At 71.4% G+C, this 17,362-nt stretch carries 16 protein-coding genes; 8 read left to right on the top strand and 8 right to left on the bottom strand.

The window, feature by feature from the left end; all coding sequences use genetic code 11:
• Window positions 1-5: 5 nt before the first annotated feature.
• Window positions 6-1,529 carry a S8 family peptidase gene (locus tag ACWGIS_RS28325; protein WP_453365287.1) on the bottom strand — a complete coding sequence of 508 codons (1,524 nt, stop codon included), beginning with the start codon at window positions 1,527-1,529 and terminating at the stop codon, window positions 6-8.
• A gap of 71 nt (window positions 1,530-1,600) precedes the next feature.
• Window positions 1,601-3,133, bottom strand: coding sequence for a S8 family serine peptidase (locus ACWGIS_RS28330; protein ID WP_453365288.1), 1,533 nt, complete (start codon window positions 3,131-3,133; stop codon window positions 1,601-1,603).
• 388 nt (window positions 3,134-3,521) lie between these two features.
• Between ACWGIS_RS28330 and ACWGIS_RS28335 the strand changes: the two genes are divergently transcribed.
• The 3 genes from ACWGIS_RS28335 (at window position 3,522) to moaA (ending at window position 6,665) form a co-directional block, all read left to right on the top strand.
• The gene (locus ACWGIS_RS28335) at window positions 3,522-3,878 is read left to right on the top strand and encodes a DUF485 domain-containing protein (protein WP_453365289.1); all 357 of its coding nucleotides are present in this window, start codon (window positions 3,522-3,524) and stop codon (window positions 3,876-3,878) included.
• Window positions 3,875-5,503, top strand: coding sequence for a solute symporter family protein (locus ACWGIS_RS28340; RefSeq protein ID WP_453365290.1), 1,629 nt, complete (start codon window positions 3,875-3,877; stop codon window positions 5,501-5,503). Before ACWGIS_RS28335 ends, ACWGIS_RS28340 begins: the two co-directional genes overlap by 4 nt.
• Window positions 5,504-5,675: 172 nt before the next feature.
• On the top strand, window positions 5,676-6,665 hold the full coding sequence (moaA, locus tag ACWGIS_RS28345) for a GTP 3',8-cyclase MoaA (RefSeq protein ID WP_453365291.1): 990 nt from the start codon (window positions 5,676-5,678) through the stop codon (window positions 6,663-6,665).
• Here moaA and ACWGIS_RS28350 read toward each other — a convergent pair.
• Both ACWGIS_RS28350 and ACWGIS_RS28355 read right to left on the bottom strand, forming a co-directional pair.
• Window positions 6,662-6,901 (bottom strand): hypothetical protein, encoded by a 240-nt coding sequence (locus ACWGIS_RS28350; RefSeq protein WP_453365292.1) that lies wholly within the window; start codon window positions 6,899-6,901, stop codon window positions 6,662-6,664. The genes moaA and ACWGIS_RS28350 overlap by 4 nt on opposite strands.
• 223 nt (window positions 6,902-7,124) lie before the next feature.
• A complete protein-coding gene (locus tag ACWGIS_RS28355; protein WP_453365323.1) occupies window positions 7,125-7,523 on the bottom strand; it encodes a DUF3099 domain-containing protein in 399 nt (132 codons plus the stop codon).
• Between the two features lie 242 nt (window positions 7,524-7,765).
• On the opposite strand from ACWGIS_RS28355, the gene ACWGIS_RS28360 reads away from it, so the two are divergent.
• Complete coding sequence (locus ACWGIS_RS28360; protein ID WP_453365293.1) at window positions 7,766-8,047, top strand: GlsB/YeaQ/YmgE family stress response membrane protein; 282 nt, start codon at window positions 7,766-7,768, stop codon at window positions 8,045-8,047.
• 99 nt (window positions 8,048-8,146) lie between these two features.
• On the opposite strand, the gene tyrS is transcribed toward ACWGIS_RS28360, so the two are convergent.
• From tyrS to ACWGIS_RS28375, 3 genes are all read right to left on the bottom strand, one after another.
• Window positions 8,147-9,415: a tyrosine--tRNA ligase gene (tyrS, locus tag ACWGIS_RS28365; RefSeq protein WP_453365294.1), complete on the bottom strand. Its 1,269-nt coding sequence runs from the start codon at window positions 9,413-9,415 to the stop codon at window positions 8,147-8,149.
• A gap of 61 nt (window positions 9,416-9,476) precedes the next feature.
• On the bottom strand, window positions 9,477-10,880 hold the full coding sequence (locus tag ACWGIS_RS28370; protein WP_453365295.1) for a metallopeptidase TldD-related protein: 1,404 nt from the start codon (window positions 10,878-10,880) through the stop codon (window positions 9,477-9,479).
• Window positions 10,877-12,400 (bottom strand): TldD/PmbA family protein, encoded by a 1,524-nt coding sequence (locus tag ACWGIS_RS28375; protein WP_453365296.1) that lies wholly within the window; start codon window positions 12,398-12,400, stop codon window positions 10,877-10,879. The genes ACWGIS_RS28370 and ACWGIS_RS28375 overlap by 4 nt, the downstream gene beginning before the upstream one ends.
• A gap of 258 nt (window positions 12,401-12,658) precedes the next feature.
• Between ACWGIS_RS28375 and fabG the strand changes: the two genes are divergently transcribed.
• From fabG to ACWGIS_RS28390, 3 genes are all read left to right on the top strand, one after another.
• Window positions 12,659-13,378: a 3-oxoacyl-[acyl-carrier-protein] reductase gene (fabG, locus tag ACWGIS_RS28380; protein ID WP_453365297.1), complete on the top strand. Its 720-nt coding sequence runs from the start codon at window positions 12,659-12,661 to the stop codon at window positions 13,376-13,378.
• A gap of 5 nt (window positions 13,379-13,383) precedes the next feature.
• A complete protein-coding gene (gene fabI, locus ACWGIS_RS28385; protein ID WP_453365298.1) occupies window positions 13,384-14,151 on the top strand; it encodes an enoyl-ACP reductase FabI in 768 nt (255 codons plus the stop codon).
• A 241-nt stretch (window positions 14,152-14,392) separates the two neighbouring features.
• A complete protein-coding gene (locus tag ACWGIS_RS28390; protein ID WP_453365299.1) occupies window positions 14,393-14,752 on the top strand; it encodes a hypothetical protein in 360 nt (119 codons plus the stop codon).
• A 9-nt stretch (window positions 14,753-14,761) separates the two neighbouring features.
• Here ACWGIS_RS28390 and ACWGIS_RS28395 read toward each other — a convergent pair whose 3' ends face one another.
• On the bottom strand, window positions 14,762-15,463 hold the full coding sequence (locus ACWGIS_RS28395) for a FadR/GntR family transcriptional regulator (protein WP_453365300.1): 702 nt from the start codon (window positions 15,461-15,463) through the stop codon (window positions 14,762-14,764).
• A 123-nt stretch (window positions 15,464-15,586) separates the two neighbouring features.
• Between ACWGIS_RS28395 and ACWGIS_RS28400 the strand changes: the two genes are divergently transcribed.
• On the top strand, window positions 15,587-17,206 hold the full coding sequence (locus tag ACWGIS_RS28400) for a CynX/NimT family MFS transporter (protein WP_453365301.1): 1,620 nt from the start codon (window positions 15,587-15,589) through the stop codon (window positions 17,204-17,206).
• Window positions 17,207-17,362 lie beyond the last annotated feature (156 nt).

A 17,362-nucleotide genomic window follows, 5' to 3' on the forward strand; every position in this document is an offset into this window, starting at 1 on the left:
CACCGTCACTTCGTCACCGCGTCCAGCGCGTCCGCGGTGCCCCAGCCGTAGAACCCGTTGCGGTTCTTGGTGCCCTCGCAGACGGCGTCGATCTTGCCGTCGGCGTTGATGTCGTACGGGTCGGTGCACGGCGTGGCGTCCGCCTCGGCGTACAGCAGCGCCTTCACCAGGGCGGCGGAGGCGTGCGGGTGCGTCGACTTGATCAGGGCGGCGACACCCGCGACGTGCGGCGACGCCATCGACGTACCGGCCATGTAGCCCCAGCCGCCGCCCGGCAGCGGGCCGAGGATCAGACCGCTCGTGGCGGGCGGGGCCGGGGTCTGGTAGCGGGTCGAGTCGCCACCGGGCGCGGCGATGTCGATGACACCCAGACCGTAGTTCGAGAAGGACGACTTGATGCCCTTCGCGCCCGTCGCGGCCACCGTGACCACACCCGGCAGCTGGGTGGGGATGTCGTAGCACTCGGACGGGTCGATCACCCGGTCGCCGGGCGTCGTGTCGTTCGGGGACGAGGGGTCGGTGATCTCGTCCGCGGCCAGGTCGTAGTTCTCGTTGCCCGCCGCCGCGACGTTGACCGCGCCCTTCTTCTCCGCGTACCGCGAGGCACGGGTGATGGCGTCGACCAGGGCCCGCTGGTCCGGGTCGTCCTTGCAGTTGAAGTACCAGGGGTCCGTGTAATAGCTGTTGTTGGTCACGTCGACGCCGTGCTCGGCGGCCCACACGAAGCCGCAGACCACGGCCTCCGTGTAGAAGAAGCCGGCCGTGGTGGACACCTTGATGCCGGAGACCTTCACGCCGGGCGCGACACCGGTGATGCCGACGCCGTTCTTGGCGCCCGCGATCTCGCCCGCGACGTGCGTGCCGTGCGGGCTCTCGGCGGCGCTCGGCCGCCACGCCCCGTCGGTCGTGTCCGGCTTGCCCGTCACGCAGTTGACGGACGCGTCGCGGTCGAAGTTCGGCGCGATGTCGGGGTGCGTGTCGTCGACACCGGTGTCGATCACGGCGACCGTGACCTTACGGCTGCCGAGCGTCTTCTCGTGCGCCTTGTCCGCCTTGATGGCGGGCAGGTCCCACTGCAGGGGCTCCAACGGGTCCTGTCCGGCCACCGCGTCGACGCCGGCGACGTCCTCGGCGCTGAGCACCTTCGGCGTGCCGACGTCGGTGGTCGACTGGGCCGGCAGCGGGGCGGTGCGCGTGGCACCGGCCGACTGCACACCGGGCACGGTGCGCACGGTGGCGGCGAAGTCGGCGTTCGACGAGTGGACGACGATCACGCCGATCTGGTCGTACGACGTCACGATCGTGCCGCCGGCCTCGGCGATGGCCTTCTTCACGTGCGACGAAGGGCCGTGCCCCGGGCGGACGTTGACGACGTAGCTGAGCGGGGTCGCGTCCGCCGCCGTCACCTGCGGCGCGGCGGTGTCCGCCGCAGCGGCGCCGACGTTCGGCAGGAAGGCGAGTGCCGTCGCCATGGCCATCCCGAGCGGGACGGCTATCGCGCGGCGAGAGCGCGAGTGAGGCGCTGTCATGGTGTCTCCAGTTCGTTCGCTGTACGAGCTGTACGAGCCGTGCGGGAAGCTCACAGGGCGGAAGTCCGGGACTACTTGACCGCCCGCAGCGCGTTGACGATGCCGAAGCCGTAGAAGCCGTTCACGCGCTTGCCGCCCTCGCAGGTGGCGTCCACGACGCCGTCGCCGTCACCGTCGTACGGCGCGGACGGGCAGCCCGGGTTGTCGGCCTGAGCCTTCAGCAGCGCCTGGAGCTGGGCCGGAGTGGCGTGCGGGTGCGCGGACTTCAGCAGTGCGGCGACACCGGCGGCGTGCGGCGAGGCCATCGAGGTGCCCTGAAGGAAGCCGTACTGGTTGCCCGGCATCGTGGAGAGGATGCGGCCGTTCTTCGACGGGGTGTCCGGGATCTGGTACTTGTCGCCGCCGGGGGCCGCGATGTCGATGACACCGTTCCCGTACGTCGAGTAGTACGACTTGGCGCCCGTGACGCCCGTCGCGCTGACCGTGACGACACCCGGGAGCTGGGTCGGCACGTCGAAGCACTCGTGCGGGTCGATCGTGCGGGGGACCGCGGTCGAGTCGTCGGGGCTGGAGTCGTCGAGCAGGGCGTCCGAGTCGAGGTCGTCGTTCGAGTTGCCCGCCGAGGCCAGGTTGAGCGTGCCCTTCTTCTGGGCGTACTGCTGGGCCCGGTTCACCGCGTCGACGATCGCCCGCTGGTCGGGGTCGTCCATGCAGTTGTAGAGCCAGGGGTCCACGTAGTAGCTGTTGTTGGTGACCTCGACGCCGTGGTCGGCGGCGAAGACGAAGGCGCAGACGACGCTCTCCGGGTAGAACAGCTCGCTGACCGGGTCGGCCACCTTGATGCCCGCGACCTTCACGCCCGGGGCGACGCCGGCGACGCCGATGCCGTTGCGGGCCGCGGCTATCTCGCCCGCCACGTGGGTGCCGTGGTAGTGGTCGGGGTTCGCGGGACGCCAGGCGCCCGGCGAGGTGTCCGCCTTGCCGCCGACACAGTTCGCGGACTGCGAGGCGGAGAAGTTGGGAGCCAGGTCCGGGTGGGTGTCGTCGACGCCGGTGTCGATCACGGCGACGGTCACGTTGCGGCTGCCGGGGTTGATCTTCGCGGCCTTGTCGGCGCCGATCGCCCGCAGGTCCCACTGGTCGGCCTCGAGGGGCTCCTCGCCCGCGACCGCGGTGCTCGCCTCGGCCTTGGCCACCTGGGCCGCCGACAGGTACTGCGCGGCGCCCTCGTCCGTCGTCCCCGCCGCGGTCAGCGGCGCGGTCCGGGTGGCGCCCGCGGACTGCACCCCGCGGACGGCGCGGATCTGCTTGCCGAAATCGGGGTTGGCCGAGTGGACGACGATCACGCCGATCTTCTCGTACGCGACGACGACGGTCCCCCCGGCCTTGGCTATCGCGCGCTGCACGGACGCGATCGTGCGGTGGTCCGTCCTGGTGTTGACGACGTACGCCAGCTCGGGGCTGTCCGCGGCGGTCGTGGCGGAGACGGACGCCGTGCCGGGAGCGGCCGCGGCGACACCCGGCAGCAGGCCGAGGGAGGCGGTCAGGGCCAGGGCGGCGGGTACGGCGAGCGCGAGACGGCGTCTGGAACGCAGATGAGCCATGGGATCTCCACATCATCCGGAAACGGGCACTGCCCGAACACAGGTGGTGCTCGGGCAGGTACATGACGGGGTGTGCAGGGCGAAGTTATCCCCCGCCCCACCTGGCCAGCAATGAAATACGACGACGACTTCTGAAAGAAGTGCGGGGAGTTGAACCGGTCCACGCGTGGCGCCGTGACCTTGAGCAGGGAGCACGAGCACGATCGAGCCCCCTGTCGGATCACGCTCGGGAGCCCTAACATCGCCTCCCGGTCACGTGATCCACGTCACTGTGAGGTCAGAGCCGCCCATGTCCGTGCCCAGTCCGTCCCCGTCCCCGTCCTCGTCGGCGAACCCCCACTCGCCCCCGTCCACCGTCGCAACCGCATCCGCAACGCGAGGAGACTCCGTGGCTACCGACGCACCGCCCCCCTCGAAATCCCAACCCGCGCTCCCCTCCACCGAGGAGTTCGTCGAGGTCCAGCAGAGTGCGGAGTTCGGTGAACTGCGCCACTCGCACCGCTCCTTCGCCTTCCCGCTGACCATCGGCTTCATCGCCTGGTACCTGCTGTACGTCCTGCTCTCGAACTACGCGGGCGACTTCATGGGCACCCGGCTGTTCGGCAACATCAACGTCGCCCTGGTGCTCGGCCTCGCCCAGTTCCTCACCACGTTCCTCATCGCCTGGTGGTACGCGCGGCACGCCGCCGCGAAGCTCGACCCCAAGGCCGAGGCGATCAAGTCCCGGATGGAGGGCGGCGCATGAGCCCCGCGATCACCCAGGTCCAGCTCGCGGCGGGAGAGGCCAGCGAGCACCGGCCGCTGATCATCTCCCTGTTCGCCGTCTTCGTCGTCGCCACCCTCGTCATCACCGTCTGGGCGGGCCGCCAGACCAAGAGCGCGGCCGACTTCTACGCGGGCGGACGCCAGTTCAGCGCCTTCCAGAACGGACTGGCCGTCTCCGGCGACTACATGTCCGCCGCGTCCTTCCTCGGCATCGCGGGCGCCATCGCCCTCTTCGGCTACGACGGCTTCCTGTACTCCATCGGCTTCCTGGTCGCCTGGCTCGTCGCGCTGCTCCTGGTCGCCGAACCCCTGCGCAACTCCGGCCGCTACACGATGGGCGACGTCCTCGCCTACCGCATGCGCCAGCGCCCCGTCCGCACGGCGGCCGGCACCTCCACCATCGTCGTGTCGATCTTCTACCTGCTGGCCCAGATGGCGGGAGCGGGCGTCCTGGTGTCGCTGCTCCTCGGCATCACCAGCGACGGCGGCAAGGTCGCCATCGTCGCCCTGGTCGGCGTCCTGATGATCGTGTACGTGACCATCGGCGGCATGAAGGGCACCACCTGGGTGCAGATGATCAAGGCCGTCCTGCTCATCGGCGGGACCATCCTGATCACCTTCCTGGTGCTGCTGAAGTTCAACTTCAACGTCTCCGACCTGCTCGGCTCAGCGGCCGACAACAGCGGCAAGGGCAAGTCGTTCCTGGAGCCGGGCCTCAAGTACGGCGCGACCTCGACGTCCAAGCTGGACTTCATCTCCCTGGGCATCGCGCTCGTGCTCGGCACCGCCGGCCTGCCCCACATCCTGATCCGCTTCTACACGGTGCCGAACTCCAAGGCCGCGCGGAAGTCCGTGAACTGGGCGATCGGCATCATCGGCGGCTTCTACCTGATGACCATCGCGCTCGGCTTCGGCGCCGCCGCGCTCATCAAGCCCGACGAGATCATCGCCTCCAACAAGGCGGGCAACACGGCGGCCCCGCTGCTCGCGCTCCACCTGGGCGGGGTCGACTCGACCTGGGGCGCCATCCTGCTCGCCACCATCTCGGCGGTCGCCTTCGCCACGATCCTCGCGGTCGTCGCCGGCCTGACGCTGGCCTCGTCCTCCTCGTTCGCCCACGACATCTACGCGAACGTGATCAGGAAGGGCTCCGCCACCGAGAAGGAGGAGGTCAGGGCCGCCCGCTACGCCACGATCGCCATCGGTGTCGTCTCGATCGGCCTCGGTGCCCTCGCCCGCGACCTGAACGTGGCCGGCCTGGTCGCGCTGGCCTTCGCGGTCGCCGCCTCCGCCAACCTGCCGACGATCCTCTACAGCCTCTTCTGGAAGCGGTTCACCACGCAGGGCGCCCTCTGGTCGATCTACGGCGGCCTCGTGACGGCGGTCGGCCTGGTGCTGTTCTCGCCGGTGGTTTCCGGCAAGCCCACCTCGATGTTCCCCGACGTCGACTTCCACTGGTTCCCGCTGGAGAACCCCGGCCTCATCTCCATCCCGGTCGGCTTCCTGCTGGGCTGGATCGGCACCCTGCTGTCGAAGGAGGAACCGGACACCGGCAAGTACGCCGAGCTGGAGGTCCGCTCCCTCACCGGTACCGGGGCGCACTGACCCACGCGTGCGGCCGGCCCCGTCCCGGGACCCCCGGTGGATCATCACTGGTAGGTCCCTACGACGGGGCCGTGCCGTACCTCGTGGGATCGGGCCGCCCCCGTTGTCGGTCCCGTCACGTAGGCTCGCAGTTGTCCGACAGAAGTGAACGGCATCGAGGGAGGGGGCCCACGTGCTCATCGACACCTACGGCCGGGTGGCCACCGACCTGCGCGTCTCGCTGACCGACCGCTGCAATCTCCGCTGCACGTACTGCATGCCCGAAGAGGGCCTGCAATGGCTGGCCAAGCCCGACCTGCTCACGGACGACGAGATCGTCCGCCTCATCGGCATCGCCGTCACCTCCCTCGGCATCACCGAGGTCCGCTTCACCGGCGGGGAACCCCTGCTCAGGCCCGGCCTCGTCGGTATCGTCGAGCGGGTCGCCGCCCTGGAGCCGCGCCCCCAGATGTCCCTGACGACGAACGGCATCGGCCTCAAGCGCACCGCGTCCGCCCTGAAGGCGGCGGGCCTTGACCGGGTCAACGTCTCCCTCGACACCCTGCGCCCCGACGTCTTCAAGACGCTCACCCGCCGCGACCGCCACAAGGACGTCCTCGAAGGACTCGAAGCGGCCCGCGACGCCGGCCTCACCCCCGTCAAGGTCAACTCCGTGCTGATGCCGGGGCTCAACCAGGACGAGGCGCCGGACCTGCTCGCCTGGGCCGTCGAGCACGACTACGAACTGCGGTTCATCGAGCAGATGCCCCTGGACGCCCAGCACGGCTGGAAGCGGGAGGGCATGGTCACCGCCGGCGACATCCTCGCCTCGCTGCGGACCCGCTTCGAGCTGACCGAGGAAGGCGCCGCCGAGCGCGGCTCCGCCCCCGCCGAGCGCTGGCTCGTCGACGGCGGCCCGCACCGCGTCGGTGTGATCGCCTCGGTCACCCGCCCGTTCTGCTCGGCCTGCGACCGCACCCGGCTGACCGCCGACGGCCAGGTCCGCACCTGCCTGTTCGCCACCGAGGAGACGGACCTGCGGGCCGCGCTGCGCTCGGACGCCCCCGACGAGGAGATCGCCGGCGTGTGGAAGACCGCGATGTGGGGCAAGAAGGCGGGCTCCGGCCTGGACGACCCGACGTTCCTGCAGCCCGACCGCCCGATGTCCGCGATCGGCGGCTAACGCCCGGCGGACTCCCACTGCGCCAGGGGCACCACGTCCTTCAGGAAGCCGCGCACGCTCAGGAACTGCGACAGGTGCTCCCGGTGCTCCTCGCACGCCAGCCACGTCTTGCGGCGCTCGGGCGTGTGCAGTTTCGGGTTGTTCCAGGCGAGCACCCACACGGCGTCGGCGCGGCAGGCCTTGGCCGAGCACTGCGGTGTGGAGGGGGAGGTCTGACCGGGGAGCGGGAGGTTCACGCGTCCACCCTAGACGGCCCCACAAAGGCGACGCCGAGCAGCCACGGGGGGAGCTGCCCGGCGTCGGTCCGTCGCTCCGACGGGGGATGCGGAGCGCGTACGAAGTATGTCACGGGGGACCCGGTGCCCGGCACCGGAACTACATGATTGATCTGAGCTTTTCTTGAGCTTGGTGCACGCTCCGGCACCCGGTCCCGATCCGGATTCCGCTCATCCGCGGAGGTCAGCCGCGCTCGTGCGGCTCGCCCCGAAGACCCGCTCCCGGGTCCGCCGACGCGTCCTCGCGCACGGAGCCCGGCGCGGGTTCCGAGGCGTCCTCCACCCGCGGTGGAGCGATCATCGGGCGCACCGGGACGGTGACGAAGGTCGACGGGAGCGAGGGCGCGTTCTCCCGGCCGGCGTTGGCGATGACGACGGCCACGTAGGGGAGGAGCACCCCGAGCACCAGAGCGACGAGTGCGACGTGCCGTTCCACGTTCCAGAGGGTCGCGGCGAGGATCACGGCCACGGTGCGGACGCTCATCGAGATGACGTAGCGCCGCTGCCGGCCGCGTACGTCCTCGTCGAGTCCCTGCCTGGCTCCTGTGATCCGGAAGACCTGGCCGCTGTTCTGCTTCCGCATCACGTTCCACCACCTGCCTGTGTCGGACGCTCCGGTCCGTACCACCCGGACCCGGTCAGGGATCCAGGCCCGAACGACGTCCACGTTACGCCGCGGCTGCGCCGTCTTCGAGACCGGGGGCACGTCCCGGCCGGGGGGAGGGACTGCGCCGTACCGCGTATGGCTCCGCCCGACATGCGGCGTACGGGTGGCGGACCGAGACTGGCCGAAACGCGCACGCGGAGCCGTACTAGGAGGCAGCCATGGGCTGGTTGTGGGCCATCATCGTGGGATTCGTGCTGGGTCTGCTGGCCAAGGCCATCATTCCGGGCAAGCAGCACAGTCCCCTCTGGCTGACCACGATCTTCGGCATCATCGGAGCCATCGTCGGCAACGCGATCGCCCGGGCGATCGGCATCGACGAGACCAGCGGCATCGACTGGGGCCGGCACGCACTCCAGCTCGTCGCCGCGATCGTCATCGTGTTCTTCGGCGACATGCTCTACATGTCGCTGCGGGGCAACCGGCAGCGGCAGCGCACCTGACGACGCGCGAGCGGCCGTCCCCCGAGGCGGACGGCGCAGGGGCGGTCCCATGACGGGACCGCCCGCGCGTATGTGTGACGGACGGGGCCGGGAGCCCGCTCAGGCGCCCGTGACCTCCACCGCCGCCAGGTTCTTCTTGCCCCGGCGCAGCACCAGCCAGCGCCCGTGCAGCAGGTCCTCCGCGGCGGGCACCGCGTCCTCGGCGGCGACCTTCACGTTGTTCACGTACGCGCCGCCCTCCTTGACCGTGCGCCGCGCGGCCGACTTGCTGGCCACCAGGCCGACCTCCGCGAGGAGGTCCACCACCGGACCGAGCGAGGCCACCCGGACGTGGGGCACCTCGGAGAGCGCGGCCCGGAGCGTGGGCTCGTCGAGATCGTTGAGGTCGCCCTGCCCGAAGAGGGCCCTGGACGCGGCGACCACACCGGCCGTCTGGTCGGCGCCGTGCACCAGCGTCGTCAGCTCCTCGGCCAGCGCCCGCTGCGCGGCACGCGCCTGCGGCCGCTCCTCGGTCTGCCGCTCCAGCTCCTCGATCTCCGCACGGGAGCGGAAGCTGAAGATCCGCAGGAACTTGGAGACGTCCCGGTCGTCCGCGTTCAGCCAGAACTGGTAGAACGCGTACGGCGTGGTCATCTCGGGGTCCAGCCAGACCGTGCCGGACTCCGTCTTGCCGAACTTGGTGCCGTCCGCCTTGGTGATGAGCGGAGTGCCCAGCGCGTGCACCACGGCGTCCGGCTCGGTCCGGTGGATCAGGTCCGTGCCCGAGGTGAGGTTGCCCCACTGGTCGCTGCCGCCGGTCTGGAGCGTGCAGCCGTACCTGCGGTAGAGCTCCAGGAAGTCCATGCCCTGGAGGATCTGGTAGCTGAACTCGGTGTAGCTGATGCCCGCGTCGGAGTTGAGCCGCCGCGAGACGGCCTCCTTCGCGATCATCTTGTTCACCCGGAAGTGCTTGCCCATGTCCCGCAGGAACTCGATGGCGGACATGCCCTGGGTCCAGTCCAGGTTGTTCACCATCACCGCGGCGTTCGGCCCCTCGAAGTCCAGCAGCGGGGCGATCTGCGCGCGCAGCCGCTCCACCCACTGGGCGACGGTCTCGGGGGCGTTCAGCGTGCGCTCCGCGTTCGGCTTCGGGTCGCCGATCAGGCCCGTCGCGCCGCCGACCAGACCCAGCGGGCGGTTGCCCGCCTGCTGGATCCGGCGCATCGTCAGGATCTGCACCAGGTTGCCGAGGTGCAGGCTGGGCGCGGTCGGGTCGAAGCCGCAATAGAACGTGACAGGACCGTCCGCGAACGCCTTGCGCAGTGCGTCCTCGTCGGTGGAGAGGGCGATCAGCCCGCGCCACTTCAGTTCGTCGACGATGTCCGTCACGGTTCTCGTATCTCCTTGGGATGGTGTCCGGGCCGTCGGGCGACTGCCGGCGGCTACGAGGTTATACGCCCTGGCTGACAGAGCTCATATTGAAGTCCGGCACCCGCAGGGGCGGCGCCGCGGCCCTGGTGAACCAGTCGCTCCACTCGCGGGGCAGCGTCTTCTCCGTGCGCCCGGCCTCCGTGGCCCGGCCCAGCAGCCCGACCGGCGACTCGTTGAAGCGGAAGTTGTTCACCTCGCCGACCACCTCGCCGTTCTCCACCAGGTACACCCCGTCCCGGGTGAGCCCGGTCAGCAGGAGCGTGGCCGGGTCGACCTCGCGGATGTACCACAGGGAGGTCAGCAGCAGGCCGCGGCCGGTGCTCGCGACCATCTCCTCCAGGGTGCGGTCGTCGCCGCCGTCCAGGATCAGGTTGCCGATCGACGGCCTCACCGGCAGCCCGGTGAGGGCCGCGGTGTGCCGGGTCGTCGACAGGTGCTCCAGGCGGCCCCCGGCGATCCACTCGGTCGCCGTCAGCGGCAGTCCGTTGTCGAACACCGACGCGTCGTCCCCGGAGGAGTGCGCCAGGACGAAGGGGGAGCTCTCCAGGCCCGGCTCGTGCGGGTCGCTGCGCAGGGTCAGCGGAAGCTCGGTGAGCCGCTCGCCGACGCGGGTGCCGCCCCCCGGCTTGCTGAACACGGTCCGCCCTTCGGCCGCGTCCCGGGCCGCTCCCGACCACATCTGGTAGATCAGCAGGTCCGCCACCGCGGTCGGCGGCAGCAGCGTCTCGTAGCGCCCGGCGGGGAGGTCGAGGTGCCGCTCGGCCCAGCCGAGCCGGGTCGCCAGCTCCGCGTCCAGCGCCGCCGGGTCGACGTCCTTGAAGTCCCGCGTGGAGCGCCCCGCCCACGCCGAACGGGTGCGGTCCGGCGATTTGGCGTTGAGCTCCAGCGTCCCGTTCGGCTGGTCGTGGCGCAGCCGCAGTCCCGTCGACGTGCCCAGGTAGCTGGAGACGACCTCGTGGTTGGCGAACCCGTACAGCTCGCGGCCGCCCGCGCGGGCCCGGGCGAACGACTCGCCGAGCGCCGGCGCGAAGTCCGTGAAGACGGCCGAGGAGGTCTCGGCGGGCGCGTCCGTGAAGTCCGGGGACTCGGGCACGCCGGCGACCAGCGGCTGGGCGTCCTCGGCGGGACCGGCGCCGCGGGCCGCGGCCTCGGCGGCCCGCACCAGCGGCTCCAGCTCGTCCGGTGTCACGGCCGAGCGCGAGACGACACCGGACGCCGTGCCCTCGCGCCCGTCGACGGTGGCGACGACGGTCAGCGTGCGCCCGCGGGTCACGCCGTTCGTGGTCAGCGCGTTGCCCGCCCAGCGCAGATTGGCCGTCGAGTGCTCGTCGGCGATCACCACGCAGCCGTCGGCCCGGGACAGGGAGAGGGCGCGCTCGACGATCTCGTGCGGCTTGTCCGTACGGTGCGTACGCGAGGTCATCGGCCCGCCTCCTGAGTGGTGTTGAGGATGTTCACGCCCTTGAAGAGGGCGGACGGGCAGCCGTGCGAGACCGCCGCGACCTGACCCGGCTGGGCCTTGCCGCAGTTGAAGGCACCGCCCAGGACGTACGTCTGCGGACCGCCGACCGCGGCCATCGAGCCCCAGAAGTCCGTGGTCGTCGCCTGGTACGCGACGTCCCGCAGCTGTCCGGTCAGCCGCCCGTTCTCGATCCGGAAGAAGCGCTGGCCGGTGAACTGGAAGTTGTAGCGCTGCATGTCGATGGACCAGGAGCGGTCCCCGACGACGTAGATGCCGCGGTCGACGCTGCCGATCAGGTCCTCGGTGGAGAGCCCGGCGGGGTCCGGCCGGAGCGACACGTTCGCCATGCGCTGCACGGGCACGTGGCCGGGGGAGTCGGCGTAGGCGCAGCCGTTCGAGCGGTCGAAGCCGGTCAGTTTCGCGATGCGGCGGTCCAGCTGGTAGCCGACGAGGGTGCCGTCCTTGACGAGGTCCCAGGACTGCGCGGCGACTCCCTCGTCGTCGTACCCGATGGTCGCGAGGCCGTGCTCGGCGGTGCGGTCACCGGTGACGTTCATCAGCTCGGAGCCGTACTTCAGCTTGCCCAGCTGGTCGAAGGTCGCGAAGGAGGTCCCCGCGTAGGCCGCCTCGTAGCCCAGCGCGCGGTCCAGCTCGGTGGCGTGCCCGATGGACTCGTGGATGGTCAGCCACAGGTTGGACGGGTCCACGACCAGGTCGTACACGCCCGCCTCGACGCTCGGCGCCCGCATCTTCTCGGCGAGCAGTTCCGGGATCCGCGCGAGCTCGGAGTCCCAGTCCCAGCCGGTGCCCGTCAGGTACTCCCAGCCCCGTCCGACCGGCGGCGCGATGGTGCGCATCGAGTCGAACTCGCCGCTGGAGTCGTCGACGGCCACCGCGGTCAGCTGCGGGTGCAGCCGCACGCGCTGCTGCGTCGTCACGGTGCCCGAGGTGTCGGCGTAGAACTTGTTCTCGTGCACGGTGAGCAGCGAGGCGTCGACATGGCTGACCCCGTCGGCCGCCAGCAGCCGCGCGCTCCAGTCGGCCAGCAGCGCGGACTTCTCCTCGTCCGGCACGGAGAAGGGGTCGATCTCGTACGCGGAGATCCAGGTCCGGTCGGCGTGCACCGGCTCGTCCGCGAGTTCGACGCGTTCGTCGGAGCCCGCCGCCTTGATCACCTGCGCCGACAGCTTCGCCATCGCCACGGCCTGCGAGGCCACCTTCGCGGCTGCGTCCATCGTCAGGTCCACGCCGGACGCGAAGCCCCAGGTGCCGCCGTGCACCACCCGCACCGCGTACCCGAGGTCGGTGGTGTCCGAGGACCCGGCCGGCTTGGCGTCGCGCAGCCGCCAGGACGCACTGCGCACCCGTTCGAACCGGAAGTCCGCGTGCACGGCACCCAGTGCACGCGCGCGTGCGAGAGCGGCGTCGGCGAGGGCGCGCAGAGGTAGTGCCGTGAAGGCTTCGTCGAGGGAATGAGGCACCTGGGTCTCTTTCTGTGGACGTGACGGTGGTCGCCGTGCTCTGCGATCGCTCCGATCATGTCGCCCATCGCGCCCGCGGACCACAGGTTTCCGGTCTGCGTCCGTGACTTTATGTAGGGACCCGACAGTGAGTCCCCTACGCCACTGTCGGTGCCCGATTGTCCGTCGGCGGGGCCGGACCGATAGGTTTTCGAGGAAGCCGCCTGTTGATCCAGCTGTCCGGGCGGCGCGTCAGACCGCTAACGAAAGGGTGATCCGTTGAGCCGCTCGGTTCTCGTCACCGGAGGCAACCGGGGCATCGGCCTCGCCATCGCCCGCGCGTTCGCCGAGGCCGGCGACAAGGTCGCCATCACATACCGCTCCGGTGAGCCGCCGAAGGCCCTCACGGACCTGGGCTGCCTCGCCGTGAAGTGCGACATCACCGACACCGAGCAGGTGGAGCAGGCCTACAAGGAGATCGAGGCCGAGCACGGTCCGGTCGAGGTCCTGATCGCCAACGCCGGCGTCACCAAGGACCAGCTCCTGATGCGCATGTCCGAGGAGGACTTCACGTCCGTCCTCGACACCAACCTCACCGGCACCTTCCGGGTCGTCAAGCGCGCCAACCGCGGCATGCTGCGCGCCAAGAAGGGCCGGGTCGTCCTGATCTCCTCGGTGGTCGGGCTGCTCGGCTCCGCGGGCCAGGCGAACTACGCCGCCTCCAAGGCCGCGCTGGTCGGCTTCGCGCGCTCCCTCGCCCGTGAGCTGGGGTCGCGCAACATCACCTTCAACGTCGTCGCGCCCGGCTTCGTCGACACCGACATGACCAAGGTGCTCACCGACGAGCAGCGCGCGGGCATCGTGTCGCAGGTACCGCTCGGCCGGTACGCGCAGCCGGAGGAGATCGCCGCGACGGTGCGGTTCCTCGCCTCCGACGACGCCTCGTACATCACTGGAGCCGTCATCCCGGTTGACGGCGGACTGGGAATGGGTCACTGATCACCATGAGCGGAATTCTCGAGGGCAAGCGCGTCCTCATCAGCGGTGTGCTGATGGAGTCCTCCATCGCCTTCCACGCCGCGAAGCTGGCCCAGGAGCAGGGTGCCGAGATCATCCTCACCGCGTTCCCGCGGCCCACGCTGACCGAGCGCATCGCCAGGAAGCTCCCCAAGCCCACCAAGGTCATCGAGCTCGACGTGACCAACGACGAGCACCTCGGCCGGCTGGCCGACGTCGTCGGCGAGGAGCTCGGCGGCCTCGACGGCGTCGTGCACTCCATCGGCTTCGCCCCGCAGGACGCCCTCGGCGGCAACTTCCTGAACACGCCGTTCGAGTCCGTGGCCACCGCCATGCACGTCTCGGCGTACTCCCTGAAGTCGCTGACGATGGCCTGCCTGCCGCTGATGCAGAGCGGCGGCTCCGTCGTCGGCCTGACCTTCGACGCGCAGTACGCCTGGCCCCAGTACGACTGGATGGGCCCGGCCAAGGCCGCCCTGGAGGCCACCAGCCGCTACATCGCCCGCGACCTGGGCAAGCAGAACATCCGCTGCAACCTCATCTCCGCGGGCCCGCTCGGCTCCATGGCCGCCAAGTCCATCCCGGGCTTCAGCGACCTCGCCGCGGTGTGGGACACCCGCTCCCCGCTGGAGTGGGACCTGAAGGACCCGGAGCCGGCCGGCCGCGGCATCGTCGCCCTGCTGAGCGACTGGTTCCCGAAGACCACCGGCGAGATCATCCACGTCGACGGCGGCCTGCACGCGATCGGCGCCTGACCGCACCGGCTCAGCGGCACCGGGCCCAGCCCGGGGCCGTACGAGGACGACGCCCCGTCTCCCGCTCCTCGCGGGGGGCGGGGCGTCACCCGTCCGGCCCTGCCGCCCGAGGGGAGCGGGTGTCACCCGTTCGGCCCCACCGGCCGGGCGCCCGAGGCGGGTCACCGGGCACTCTGGAGTACGCGTTCACCAGGCACTTCGGACGCGTTTCCTCCAGAGCACGGCCGAGGAGGTCACCCTTGTGCGCCTGTCACACCGAATCGCCCCGGTCATGGCCGCGCTGGTTCTCCCCGTCGCTCTCCCGGACGACGCGGCCTCGCACACCTCCCACTCACCGGAAACGGGCCTCCACGCGCGTGTGGCCGACGAGAGACCCTTCGGGGCCTCGTGCCGCACTCAGGTGCTCGGCTCCGAGGTGACCGCCTACTGCCACAACCCCTATCCGGAGACCGACCGGGTCAGCCTGCACGTCGAGTGCGACCGCTGGTGGGACATCGACAGCGACGGCACCCCCGTGGGCGCCGGGCCCGCCGAGACCGTACGGCTGACCGGGCGCTGCTGGAAGGAGATCCGGTCGGCGTGGGTCAGCCACGAGCGGTGACGGCGCCGCTCAGCCGCCGGTGACGCCCGGGTCCCCGCCCGCGCGTCCCGGACGGCACTGGAAGGGATAGCCCGCGGCCTCCGTCCCGGCCGCCGCCGCGTCGCCCGCGCGGATCGCGTCGAGCAGCCGCGTGTGGTCCATGTACGTCTCCGGCGTCAGCCGCTCGCCGACGTCCTCGCGCAGCCAGTCGCGCATGACCTCGCCCAGGTCCGCGTACATCTCGGTCATGACCTCGTTGTGGGACGCGGACACCACCGCCAGATGGAAGGTCGCGTCGGCGCTCACGAAGGCCTCCGCGTCACCCGACTCCCACGCCTCCTCACGGCGTACGAGCAGGGCGTCCAGCTGCTTGAGGTCGCGCTCGGTGCGCCGCTCGGCGGCCAGCCTGGCGGCACTGGACTCCAGCGTGGAGCGCAGCTCGGCGACGTGCCGCGGGTCGGCGTCCGCGAAGCGGCGGTGCATCACGCCCGCCAGCTCGCTGGTCGCCACGACGTAGGTGCCCGAGCCCTGGCGGATGTCCAGCAGACCGTTGTGCGCGAGCGCGCGGACCGCCTCCCGCACCGTGTTGCGGGCGACGCCCAGCTGCTCGACCAGCTCCGGTTCGGTGGGGATGCGCGAGCCGACCGGCCACTCGCCCGAGGTGATCTGGTTCCGCAGCTCGGCGATGACCTGCTCGGACAGCGCCGAACGGCGGGGGTGGCTCAGCGGCATGACGGTCCTTCGAACGGGCCTTCCTGCGGGGCCGGATGACCCGGAGATTAACGCAAGGGGGCGGACGCGAGGGGGAAGCGGGCGAGTGGACAACCAATCATCCCATGATTCTATGATGGCGTCATGGCCAGTGAGCAGACGAGGACGACGGCGCCCCCAGCGATACGCGGCTCCGTGGACACGGACCCGGCGGGCCCGGCGCCCGCGACGCGTCCCGCATCCGCGGCACCGGCCTCTGCCGCCCGTCCCGGGCCCGGGGAGCGGACGGCCGCCCCGCGCGCGTGGACGACCCGGCTGGTCGTCGCCGGCATCGTCCTCACGGCCCTCAACCTGCGGCCCGCCATCACCAGCCTGGGCGCCCTCCTCGAAGAGGTCCGCGACGGGCTCGGGATGAGCGGCAGCGTCGCCGGCCTGCTCACCTCCGTGCCGCCCCTCTGCTTCGCCGTCTTCGGCGTCATGGCACCGCGCCTCGCCCGCCGGTTCGGCGCGGCCGCCGTCGTCGGCGCGGGCATGGTCGCCATCACGGCCGGGCTGGCCGTGCGGCCGTACGCGGGCGGCACCCCGGGCTTCCTGGCGGCCAGCGCCCTGGCGCTCATGGGCATCGCCGTCAGCAACGTCCTGATGCCGGTGATCGTCAAGCGCTGGTTCCCCGACCGCGTCGGATCCATGACCGGCCTCTACTCGATGGCGCTGGCCCTCGGCACCTCGGCCGCCGCCGCGGTCACCGTGCCCCTGACCGACGTCCTGGGCGGCGGCTGGCAGTCCGGGCTGACCGTCTGGGCGTTCCTCGCCGCCGCGGCCGTCCTGCCGTGGATCCCGCTCGTCCGCGCGCGGGGGGCCGCTTCCGTGACCGCCGCCGGGGGCCCGTCAACGGCCCTGACGGCCCGGCCGACCCGCGAGCCCGCGACCGGTGACGGCGCGGCGGCGGACGCGGACCCGGACTCCACGGACGCCGGCGCGGGGGCCTCCGCGACCGACGGCGGGACCGGCTCCGCACCCGGGGGCGTGAGCGCTTTCGAGCCTGGCGACACGAACGCTTCCCGGACCGGCGGCGACACCCTCGCCGGGCCCGTCGGCAAGGCCGGCTCCGCGACCGGCGGCGGGACCGGCTCCGGGGCCGCTACCGCACCCCGTGAGCAGGCCGAGGCCGACGGGCTGCGGATCACCCGGAGCGGGACCGCCTGGGCGCTCGCCGTCTTCTTCGGCCTCCAGGCCACCGCCGCGTACATCACCATGGGCTGGATGGCGCAGATCTTCCGGGACGCCGGGGTCCCCGCCGGCACCGCGGGCCTGCTGCTCGCGGTCACCATGGTCATGGGCGTGCCCCTGGCCTTCGTCATCCCGCGTCTGGCCACCCGGCTGCCGCACCAGGGACCGATCGTGATCGCCCTCGGCGTCAGCGGCCTCGTCGGTTACGCCGGCCTCTGGCTGGCCCCGGCGGGCGGTGCCTGGGCCTGGGCGGTGCTCCTCGGCGTCGCCAACTGCTCCTTCCCGCTGGCTCTCACGATGGTCGGCATGCGGGCCAGGACCGGCGCGGGCGTCGCCAAGCTGTCGGCCTTCGCGCAGAGCACCGGATACCTCATCTCGATTCCCGGGCCGCTCCTGGTGGGTGTGCTCTACCAGCACAGCGGCGGCTGGGGGCTGCCGATCGCGTTGATGGCGGGGCTGATGGTCCCGCAGATCGGCGTGGGCATCCTGGCGGGCCGCAACCGCACGGTGGAGGACGAGGCCGCACGGCGCTGACCGGAGCCGGGGGCGCAGTCGGCGCACGCCCACGAGACGAAGGCGGCAACGCTCCCCGGGCCCAGGCCCAGGCCCAGGCCCAGGCCCAGGCCCAGGCCCAGGCCCAGGCCCAGGCCCAGGCCCAGGCCCAGGCCCAGGCCCAGGCCCAGGCCCACG

It is taken from the genome of Streptomyces sp. NPDC054842, assembly GCF_053611025.1.